Origin of the sequence: Mesorhizobium sp. M1088 (assembly GCF_040318575.1) — a bacterium.
Taxonomy (GTDB): domain Bacteria; phylum Pseudomonadota; class Alphaproteobacteria; order Rhizobiales; family Rhizobiaceae; genus Mesorhizobium.
On the sequence record NZ_JAMYMO010000024.1, the window covers coordinates 76,014 to 85,888 of the forward strand.

The window sequence follows — 9,875 nt, forward strand, 5'->3', positions numbered from 1 at the left end:
TTCCTGGCCTTACAGCACGCCGGCTTCGTTCTTCAGCTTGTCTACCAGTTCGGCGACGCTCTTGACCTTGACGCCCGCCTTGCGGCCGCCCGGCTCCTCGGTCTTGAGCACTTTAAGCCGCGGCTTGACGTCGGCGCCGTAATCGGCAGGGCTCTTCTCGTCGAGCGGCTTCTTCTTGGCCTTCATGATGTTGGGCAGAGACGCGTAGCGTGGCTGGTTCAGCCGCAAATCGGCCGTGACGATCGCCGGCATCTTCAGTTCCAGCGTCTGCAGGCCGCCATCGACCTCGCGCGTCACCGTGGCCTTGTCACCGTCGAGCACGATCTTGGAGGCGAAGGTGCCCTGCGCCCAGCCGAGAAGTGCGGCCAGCATCTGGCCGGTCTGGTTGGAATCGTCGTCGATCGCCTGCTTGCCGAGAATGACAAGGCCGGGCTGTTCTGCCTCGACGACGCCCTTCAGCACCTTGGCGACGCCCAGCGGCTCAGTCTGCTCGTCGGTCTTGACCAGGATGGCGCGGTCGGCGCCCATGGCGAGCGCCGTGCGCAAGGTCTCCTGTGCCTGCTGCGGCCCGATCGACACGACGATGATCTCTTCGGCCTTGCCAGCTTCCTTCAGCCGGATCGCCTCTTCGACCGCGATCTCGTCGAACGGGTTCATCGCCATCTTGACGTTGGCGAGTTCCACCGCCGAACCGTCCGCCTTCACCCGGACCTTGACGTTCGCATCCACAACCCGCTTCACGGGCACAAGGATCTTCATTTGCCTGTCACCTCTTTCACGATAGTCTCTTCACGCTCGTCGGGCGCGCTATAGCAGCGTGCACCTCTTCATAGTTGTCGAAAGCCGACATTCCGGACGGAATTCTGGTCTTCGCCACGCCAGTAGGGTGGCGCTTCCGTAGTTGCGGCGACCCCGCGCGTCAATATCCGGGGCGCACTCGGATCCTCGGCGAAGCACTCAAATCGGTTCAGTCCGGACCGGAAACGCTTCCCCGGCCCCAGCGCGGCGCCGGCTGCGCAGGTTGTGGGTCGCTTGGCGCCGGCTCCCCGGCTACGGGCGCCGGACCGGCGACCACGGCTGGCTCCTCGTCTGCGCCGGCGAGTAGCGGTACGCCGCGGCTGCGCAAGACAAGCACCAGCACGGCTCCAGCGATGATGCCGCCGATATGGCAGGCCCAGGAAACCTGATCCTCGCCCCCCTGGGAGAACATGAAGATCTGGAACAGGATCCACAGGATCAGCGGGATGAACGCCGGGATGCGCAACGGGATGCGCGCGAAGACCAGCACCCATACCTTCACCCGCGGATATAGGATCAGATAGGCGGCGACCACACCGGCGATGGCGCCCGACGCGCCAATCAGCGGCACCCGCGAATCCCAAGCCACCAGACCCTGGAGGAAAGCGCCGGCGATGGCGCAAAGCAGGTAGAAGACGAGGTAGCGGACATGGCCAAGTGCATCCTCGACATTGTCGCCGAACACCCACAGGAACAGCATGTTGCCGCCGAGGTGGAAGATATCCGCGTGCAGGAAGGAATAGGTCAGATAGCTCAGGCTCTCCGGAATGACGACAAATTGCGGAGCGAGCTCGACGCTGTCATGCACAACCGACGGGATGAAACCGAGGCCCATCACCGCGGCGTTGGCGAAATCCTCGCCGCCCAGTGTGGTGACAAAGTAGATCAGCACGTTGAGCGCGATCAGGCTGATCGTCACATATTGCAGCTTGATGTGCCGCAGCCGGTTGGTGTCATAAAGCGGGATAAACATCAGGCCTCTCCCGCTTCCGGCAGATTCAGCGGTTCTTGCCGGGAACCCATAGCACGTCGGCATTTCCGTTGTCATTGACCGCGCGTGCGGCGACGAACAGAAAGTCCGAGACACGGTTGATGTATCTTATCGCCTCGCGGTTGACGTGCTCGTCTGGATCTTGCGACAGCGCAACCATGATGCGCTCGGCGCGGCGGGCCACCGTGCGGGCGAGGTGAAGGGCAGCCGCTGCCGGCGTACCGCCGTTGAGCACGAAGGATTTGAGCGGCTCAAGGTCCTTGTTGAGGAGATCGATGTCCTGTTCGACGCGGTCGGTCTGCGAGGCGATGATGCGCAACGGCTCGTAGTCGAGCGGCTTGCCATTATTGGGGACTGCCAGATCGGCGCCGAGGTCGAAAAGGTCGTTCTGGATGCGGCCGAGCATCGCATCGATGGCCGGATTTACTGCCGCGGTATGAATGCGGGCCATGCCGATGCAGGCATTGGCCTCGTCGACCGTGCCGTAGGCGTCGATGCGAAGGTCGGATTTCAGCCGCCGCTCGCCGGAGCCGAGACCGGTGGTGCCATCGTCGCCAGTGCGGGTGTAGATCTTGTTGAGCTTGACCACGGGGTACCTCCCGGCTGGTGCTGCGTCACTTACGGGTGAAATACACCGCCAGCATGATCAGCACCAAGGCCACGAACTGCAAGAGCACGCGCGTCTGCATCAGCTTGTTGGAGGTCATGCTGGAGCCGCCGCGCATCATGTTGATGAGGCCGCGGATCAGCACGATCACCACTGCGACCATGACAAGAACGGCGAGGATGTTGAAGACGGTTGCCATGGTGTGTTCCAGTTGAATTGCGTTCAGGCGCGATTGGCGAGCAGACGGTAGAGTGCAGAAGCCGGCAGGATGCGTTTAAGGATCACACCGATCCTGGCCGGCACTGTTACCACATAATGCGGGCGCGGGCGCCGCGACAGAAGCGCATGGTGCAAGGCGGCATAAACCACCTCCGCCCCGGGCTTCAGCCGCGATGTGATGCCGCCGGCCCGCAGCCGTTTGAGTTGCGCCGCATAGGCGAGGCGATGAACGGAATTCTCGTGATCGATATTCGCCAGGAACCATGCTAGGCTGTTGCTGGCGATCTTCGATTTCACCGGCCCCGGCTCGATCAGCGAAACATGGATTCCGCTGCCGAGGAGTTCTTGATAGAGGGACAGCATCAGCCCTTCGATAGCGTGCTTCGATGCCGAGTAGGCGCCGCGAAAAGGCACCGGCGCGAGGCCGAGGATCGATGAGCAATGAACGAGACGACCATGGCCCTGACGGCGCATCACCGGTACGACGCGGCGAGTGAGATCATGCCAGCCAAAGACATTGGCCTCGAACTGCTGCCGTAAAGCCTCGACCGGCAGGTCCTCGACGGCGCCGGGTTGTCCGTAGGCGCCATTGTTGAAGAGCGCACCGAGCCGGCCGCCGGTCCGTTCCAGCACCGACGCCACCAGCGCCTCGATCGATCCGGGCTCGGTGTAGTCCAGATAAAAGGCCTCGATGCCGTCGGCCTCGAGCGCGGCGATATCTTCGGGCTTTCGGGCCGTTGCGAACACCCGCCAGCCTTCCCTCTTAAGAGCATGGGCGCAATAGGCGCCTATACCGGAAGAGGCACCTGTGACAATGATGGTGCGCAACTCTTCTCCGGGAGGAATGGTGGTTTGACCTAGGGTTGTCATTTACCGCAAACCCTTCCCATATTCGCGGCGTCGGGACAATCGAAGGGAACGCGGTTCTTGTTGCGGAAGATCGTAGCCCTCAAACGCGTCCTCTACGACGCGCTCGGCCATTTCAACACCGACGACGGCTGGGCAATGGCCAGCCATCTGGCGATCACCGCGCTGATGGCGCTTTTTCCTTTCCTGATCTTCGCCACGACGCTGGCGAGTTTTTTCGGCGCGCAGGCTTTCGCCGACACCGCCGTGCACCTTGTGTTCGACACATGGCCCGAGCAGATCGCCAAACCGATCGCGCGCGAGGTGCTCAACGTGCTTACCGTCCGGCGCAGTGACCTGTTGACCTACGGTATCATGCTTGCCGGATATTTCGCCTCGAACGGCATCGAGGCGCTGCGCACCTCGCTCAACCGGGCCTATCGTGTCTCGGAAACGCGCGGCATCATCTACCGGCGGGTGCAGAGCATCATCTTCGTGCTGATCGCGACGGCCGGGTTTTTGGCCATCAGCGTGCTGCTGGTCTTCGCGCCGTTGCTGGCACGGCTGGCCGAGTCGCATTTCGAATGGATAAAACCTTATATGGGCACGATCACGCTGTGGCGGTACGTCATCGCCTCGGTCGTCATCATCGGCGGCCTGTTCGCCGTGCATTTCTGGTTGCCGGCCGGCAAGCGCCGCTTCGTTTCGATCGTGCCTGGCATCATCTTCACGCTGGTCGGCTGGCTCATCGGGTCGACCATCTTCGCCGCCTATCTCGATCATTTCTCGTCCTATGTAACGACCTATGCCGGCCTCGCCTCGATCATGATCGCCGTCGTCTTCCTCTACATCGTATCAGCGATCTTCATCCTCGGTGGCGAGCTCAACGCCGCGATCAGCCGCTATTTAGAGGCGCGTGCCCGCGTCGGCGGCTGAGCCGTCGCCAGCCCGACGCCGAGCGTCGCGATCGCCATGCCGGCGATCTGGAGCGGGCTCAAGTGCTCACCGAACAATGCCCAGGCGATGACCGCGGTGACGGCCGGCACGAGGTAAAACAGCGAGGCGACCTTCGACATTTCGCCGTCGCGGATCATCACCATCAACAGGAAGATGGCGCCGATCGACAGCACCAGCACGAGCCAGGCCATGGCGAAGATCAGTTCGCCATTGACGATGACCGTTCGCGTCTCGAAGGCTAGCGAGGCCAAGGCCATTACAGATGCGCCGCCGACATATTGCCAGAACGTGGCAGCCACCAGATCGCCGCCGGAAGCAAAGCGCTTCTGCCAGATCGTGCCGGCGCTCATGCCGAGCACCGAGACAAGTGAGGCGCCCAGTGTTTCGGCCGTCACCCCGCCGCCGAGCGCGCCGAGCTTCGGCCAGAGCACGATCACCACACCGATCAGCCCGAGGCCGAGACCGGCCCAGTGGCGCGGCAGGATGGCCTCGCTGAGAAGCCTGCCGGCGAGCACTGCCGTGATCAGCGGCTGCAGGCCGACGATCAGGGCTGAAAGCCCAGCGGGCATGCCCCGGTGGATGGCCCAGAACACGCCGCCGAGATAGACGCCATGCATCAGGATGCCGGCGCCGGTCGCGTGCAGCGCCTCGTCGCGGGTGGCGCGGCTCGAACCAAGTGCGGCCATCAAAGCGACAAGCAGGATTGCGGCCAGGACAAAGCGCGCGGCCAGGAAAGTAAAGGGCTCCGCCCACGGCATGGCATAGCGCGCGCCGATGAAGCCGGTCGCCCACAGGACGACGAAAGAGGCGGGGATGAACCGCTTGAGGCTGTGCATTTTTCCGGAGGCCACGCGTCGGTGAGGACTGATTGTCGCGCTTGCTCTAATGCCGTTCCGAGCGGAAGGCAAAACCAAACCGTTGATCCATAGGCTCAATTCCATTCAAGGAATGCCTTTGGCGCCGCTAGAGACCGACCAGCCGCCTCACATCGTCCGGCGATGCGCCCGTCTTACGCTGGGCGGCAAGGCCGGTATCGCCAAGACTCTTCGACAGCTTTCGTCCGTCCGGGCCGAGGATCAGGCGATGGTGAAAATAGGCCGGCTGCGGCAGGCCAAGCAGTTGCTGAAGCAGCCGCTGCACGCTGGTCGCGGAATAGAGATCCTGGCCGCGCACGACATGGCTGACGCCCTGCAGCGCGTCGTCCATGGTGACGGCGAGGTGATAGCTGGTCGGGATTTCGCGGCGCGCCACGACTACGTCGCCCCAATCCTGCGGATGGGCTTCGACACGACGCGTCGCGGAGAGCGTCTCGTTCGTGTATTCGGCCCATGACAGGTCCTTGCCGGCGCGCGCTATTGCCGCATCGACGTCCAGCCGCCAGGCAAATGGCACATTTTCGGCCTGGCGCCGCTTGCGTTCGCTCGCCGTCAACGCCTTGTCGGCGGCAGGATAGAGCGGCACGCCGTCCGGGTCGCGCGGCCAGTCGCGGCCACGCTTCTCGCTGTCGGCGATGAAGGCGCGGATCTCACTTCTGCTCATGAAGGCCGGGTAGACAAGTTCTTCCTCGATCAGCCGCTCGAGCATCGCCCGATATTCGGCAAAATGCTCGGACTGGCGGCGCACCGGTTCCTCCCAGCCAAGCCCCAGCCATTTCAGGTCGCGAAAAATGCCTGCCTCGAATTCCGGCGTGCAGCGTGTCGTGTCGATATCCTCGATGCGCAGCAGCAGGCGTCCGCCCGTCGCCTTTGCCAATTTCTGATTGAGCAGCGCCGAATAGGCATGGCCGAGATGCAGTTCGCCGTTCGGGCTCGGCGCGAAGCGGAATGTCAGCAGTGTCATTGTCCGGCGGCAATCGGGTTGTGTGGCGCTTTCGCCAATTGCTACTTTGCGCCGGTGGCGTCGTGCGTCCAGAGGGACACGTGACGAAGCGTGCGGCACTTTTGATTTTGGAACAAGCAGACATGCAACGCATCGCCAGTCTCGACGACATTGCGCAAGGGCTGGATAGGCTATGCTTACTCGACCCACGCCTGGAAAGAGTGCGCGGCATGGCCGGCGAGGTGCCGCTCAGGCTATCGGAGCCGGGGTTCAGGAGCCTTGCTTCCATCGTCGTTTCGCAACAAGTGTCCCGCGCGAGCGCCGACGCCATCTTCGGCCGGCTGACGAGACTGCTCGATCCGCTGACGCCGCAGGCGATACTTGCCGCCGACGAGGTGATCTTTCGCGAGGCCGGGCTGTCGCGACCCAAACAGCGCGGCCTGCTTGCCGTCGCCCGGGCGGTGGCCGACGGGCTCGACCTCGATCACCTCTGTCGGCTCGATGCAAGCGAGGCGATCGCGGCCATGACCAGGGTGCCGGGGATCGGCCCGTGGACGGCTGAAGTCTACCTTTTGTTTGCCGCCGGACACCCGGACATCTTTCCGGCGCGCGACGTTGCATTGCAGAGCGCGGTCGGCCATGCACTAGGCATCGACCCGCGTCCGCCGGAGAAAATGCTGATCCGGCTTGCCGAATCATGGAGCCCGTGGCGCGGTGTCGCATCGCGGCTTTTCTGGGCTTATTATCGCGAATTGAAGGGCAGGGATGCCGCGCCTCCGTCCTGAATCCGCAAAAAAGCATTGAAATCATGCGTTTTTGAGACCCGGCATGATCGACAATCCGCTTCACATCCCTGTCATGTCGGGCTTACAGTATCCGCGCCGACCGGTTCTAGGGTGAAGGAGGTCAACGACGTGACGGTTGCCGTATCTCCGGATGGGCTTCCAGCGCTGGTGCTGAACGCGGATTACCGTCCGCTCAGCTATTACCCCCTGTCGCTCTGGTCCTGGCAGGATGCCATCAAGGCGGTGTTCCTCGAGAGGGTGAACATCGTCGCCGAATACGAACACGCCGTCTCTTCACCGACCTTTTCGATGAAGCTGCCGAGCGTCGTCAGCCTGAAGGCTTACGTGAAGCCGTCGAGGCATCCGGCGTTTACCCGTTTCAACGTCTTCCTGCGTGACCGTTTCCAATGCCAATATTGCGGCACGCCGGACGATCTGACGTTCGACCATGTCATTCCTCGCCATCGCGGCGGCGCCACGACCTGGGAGAATGTCGTCGCTGCCTGCTCGCCCTGCAATCTGAGGAAGGGCGGCATGATGCCGGCCCACGCCAAGATGTGGCCGCTGCAGAAGCCCTACCAGCCGACGGTGCATGATTTGCATAATAACGGCCGGCTGTTCCCGCCCAACCATCTACACGAAAGCTGGATGGATTATCTGTACTGGGATGTCGAACTCGAGCCGTGAGATCATCCGATAATTCGGGAGGCTGGCCGTCTGAAGCGATTTTCTGCGCTTCCGATGCTCACGGACCAATGTCCGCTCCGCTTCGGTTCTCGGCAATCACTCCACCCGACTCAGCCTGCCGAATTCTTGGATGATCTCGTGTCGCGCTAAATCAGTCGCGGGCGAAGGCGCTGCGGAAGGCTACGACTGCCAGGACAAAGCTGGCGATGGCGTTCCAGCCGGCCAGCGACAGGCCGAGGATGCGGAGCGCCGCCTTGTCGCAGGAGGGCGGGACGAATTTGTCGAGCGCATCGAGCACGCCCTTGCCGCCGGTGTCCACCGGCCCGGCGGCTGCGGTGCAATCGGTCGGGCCTGGCCACCACGCCCATTCGACGCCGGAGTGATAAACGCCGAGATAGCCGCCGTAGAGCATCAGCAGGCCGCCAATGGCCAGCAGGCCACGGCTTACCCAGGCTGGCGCCTGAAGAGCCGACGCAAGCACCGCCAGCAGCATCAAGGGCACGCCGACGTAGTAAGGCGTGCGCTGCTCGAGGCAGAGCTTGCAGGGGATGTAGCCGCCGAGATACTGGAAGGCCAGCGCCGAGCCGACCGTGGCGGCCATGGCGACAGCGAGGAACAGGGCGGTGCGCAGCCGCTGGCGTCCGGTATCGGTATTCACGGTCGCTGTCATCGGGCTCAGTCCATTCGGTTCGATGCCGTTCAGACGGCGTATTTGACGACGATATAGAGCAAAATCAGGGCGGCGGCGGCGGCGCCTGCAATCTGGCCAAGGCGCTTTTCGATGAAGTGGCGGATCGGCTCGCCATAGCGGCGCAAGAGCCACGCGAGAAACAGGAAGCGAGCACCGCGCGCCACGATTGCCAGCACGATGAACAGCAGCAAAGGAACACCGATGACGCCCGACAGGATCGTCACAACCTTGATCGGCGGCAGATGGGCGAGGCCGGAGGTGACCAGCATCAGGATGATGAAGCCAACACCCGATGAGACGCGCATCGCCTCGAACTCGTCATATTTGCCATAAAATTCGAGGATCGGCCGCGCCATCGCATCATAGGCATAATGGCCGATGAACCAGCCGGCGATGCCGCCCAGCACCGAGGCGACGGTGGCGACCAGCGCGTAACGATAGGCGCGATCCGGCCGCGACAGCGCCATCGGCAGATAGAGGACGTCGGCCGGCACCAGGAACACCGAGCTCTCGACGAAGGCGATGAAGGCCAGCCACCATTCGGCGGATTTGCTCGCCGCCAGCGACAAGGTCCAGTCGTAAAGTCCGCGAAGCATCGGCACTCCTAATGCACGCCCAAACCAGAAGCGGTCTTGGGATCACGACATGTACAAACAAGACTTGGAAGCGCCCAGCATCAACCTCGTCGGACGAGGTGCGCTTCAATGACATGCGCCGCCTGTCTAGAAAGATTTTCCGCGCTGCACAATGGCAGCTGCTTCACGAAATCGAAAGGCTGAGGCTTGAGCGAGCCCAGATGTCGGGATTTGGCCAGTTGACGAACAGGCCTCCAACCGTATAGTCCGCGCCCATCCAGGCCGCCCGGCCTGAGCCCCTATGGCGGAATTGGTAGACGCGCTCGACTCAAAATCAGGATGCGTCTACCGTCAGCCCGCAGGGTAATAGGATTGGAGGTCAATGGGTTAGGAGTTAAGAGCCGCTTAATTCTCGAACTGCCACCCTCTGCGTAGGTGCAGCATGAGAGCGTTGAGAGGTAAATGAGTTAGCGCCTTGCGGGTGTGGTGAAACTGGTAGACGCGCTGGATTCAAAATCCAGTTCCGAAAGGAGTGTCGGTTCGAGCCCGACCACCCGCACCAACTATCGGCCAACAAACTTTGAGAACGGCAGTCATTTCACCTGTCGCGCCAGAGTTCGAATCGTGTCGGCCGCCCACCTCCACCAGGATACTCCGCAATGTCCGGTGATGGATGGGACAGATCAATACATAAAATCAATATGTTATGAGAGATCGTGTGCAAAAACTGCACACGAAAGGTCCGCTACTCTTCTGGTTTTCGTTCCTGCGATGGAGTAGCCGACGGGCCTCTTGGGACGTAAGCGCGAATTTCCCCGCACCTTTTGCTGTTGAGTGCTCTGATGCATGAGGTGTCCACCAAAATAGGTGGACACCTTGTGATGGAAGAAGATGAGCAGAA

Annotated in this window: 12 protein-coding genes and 1 tRNA gene; 4 read left to right on the forward strand and 9 right to left on the reverse strand. The window is 62.1% G+C overall.

Going from position 1 to position 9,875, the window contains the following annotated elements:
* Positions 1–9 precede the first annotated feature (9 nt).
* The 5 genes from NKH49_RS23310 to NKH49_RS23330 all read right to left on the reverse strand — a co-directional run bounded on the left by NKH49_RS23310 (position 10) and on the right by NKH49_RS23330 (position 3,485).
* The gene (locus NKH49_RS23310; RefSeq protein WP_352615988.1) at positions 10–759 is read right to left on the reverse strand and encodes an electron transfer flavoprotein subunit beta/FixA family protein; all 750 of its coding nucleotides are present in this window, start codon (positions 757–759) and stop codon (positions 10–12) included.
* A 208-nt stretch (positions 760–967) separates the two neighbouring features.
* Positions 968–1,771, reverse strand: coding sequence for a rhomboid family intramembrane serine protease (locus tag NKH49_RS23315; RefSeq protein ID WP_352540182.1), 804 nt, complete (start codon positions 1,769–1,771; stop codon positions 968–970).
* 25 nt (positions 1,772–1,796) lie between these two features.
* Positions 1,797–2,378 (reverse strand): cob(I)yrinic acid a,c-diamide adenosyltransferase, encoded by a 582-nt coding sequence (locus NKH49_RS23320; protein WP_352615986.1) that lies wholly within the window; start codon positions 2,376–2,378, stop codon positions 1,797–1,799.
* A gap of 25 nt (positions 2,379–2,403) precedes the next feature.
* Positions 2,404–2,595: a twin transmembrane helix small protein gene (locus NKH49_RS23325; protein WP_023677950.1), complete on the reverse strand. Its 192-nt coding sequence runs from the start codon at positions 2,593–2,595 to the stop codon at positions 2,404–2,406.
* A 23-nt stretch (positions 2,596–2,618) separates the two neighbouring features.
* Complete coding sequence (locus NKH49_RS23330; RefSeq protein WP_352615984.1) at positions 2,619–3,485, reverse strand: SDR family oxidoreductase; 867 nt, start codon at positions 3,483–3,485, stop codon at positions 2,619–2,621.
* Between the two features lie 57 nt (positions 3,486–3,542).
* On the opposite strand from NKH49_RS23330, the gene NKH49_RS23335 reads away from it, so the two are divergent.
* Positions 3,543–4,397: a YihY/virulence factor BrkB family protein gene (locus NKH49_RS23335; RefSeq protein WP_352540179.1), complete on the forward strand. Its 855-nt coding sequence runs from the start codon at positions 3,543–3,545 to the stop codon at positions 4,395–4,397.
* Here the strand turns inward: NKH49_RS23335 and NKH49_RS23340 are convergent.
* The gene (locus tag NKH49_RS23340) at positions 4,364–5,254 is read right to left on the reverse strand and encodes a DMT family transporter (RefSeq protein WP_352615982.1); all 891 of its coding nucleotides are present in this window, start codon (positions 5,252–5,254) and stop codon (positions 4,364–4,366) included. The two genes, NKH49_RS23335 and NKH49_RS23340, sit on opposite strands and share 34 nt — an antisense overlap.
* Before the next feature lie 127 nt (positions 5,255–5,381).
* Entirely contained in the window at positions 5,382–6,257 is an 876-nt protein-coding gene (gene gluQRS, locus NKH49_RS23345) for a tRNA glutamyl-Q(34) synthetase GluQRS (protein ID WP_352471387.1), read from the reverse strand.
* A 122-nt stretch (positions 6,258–6,379) separates the two neighbouring features.
* Here gluQRS and NKH49_RS23350 point away from each other — a divergent pair, with 122 nt between their 5' ends.
* On the forward strand, positions 6,380–7,021 hold the full coding sequence (locus tag NKH49_RS23350; RefSeq protein WP_352615979.1) for a DNA-3-methyladenine glycosylase family protein: 642 nt from the start codon (positions 6,380–6,382) through the stop codon (positions 7,019–7,021).
* A 129-nt stretch (positions 7,022–7,150) separates the two neighbouring features.
* Positions 7,151–7,708: an HNH endonuclease gene (locus NKH49_RS23355; RefSeq protein ID WP_023677956.1), complete on the forward strand. Its 558-nt coding sequence runs from the start codon at positions 7,151–7,153 to the stop codon at positions 7,706–7,708.
* 151 nt (positions 7,709–7,859) lie between these two features.
* Here NKH49_RS23355 and NKH49_RS23360 read toward each other — a convergent pair whose 3' ends face one another.
* Together NKH49_RS23360 and NKH49_RS23365 are read right to left on the reverse strand one after the other, a co-directional pair.
* Positions 7,860–8,378: a disulfide bond formation protein B gene (locus NKH49_RS23360; protein WP_352471383.1), complete on the reverse strand. Its 519-nt coding sequence runs from the start codon at positions 8,376–8,378 to the stop codon at positions 7,860–7,862.
* A 29-nt stretch (positions 8,379–8,407) separates the two neighbouring features.
* Positions 8,408–8,995, reverse strand: a complete 588-nt coding sequence (locus NKH49_RS23365; RefSeq protein WP_352471381.1) for a YqaA family protein — start codon at positions 8,993–8,995, stop codon at positions 8,408–8,410.
* A 456-nt stretch (positions 8,996–9,451) separates the two neighbouring features.
* Between NKH49_RS23365 and NKH49_RS23370 the strand changes: the two genes are divergently transcribed.
* Positions 9,452–9,536 (forward strand) — tRNA-Leu (locus NKH49_RS23370).
* Positions 9,537–9,875 lie beyond the last annotated feature (339 nt).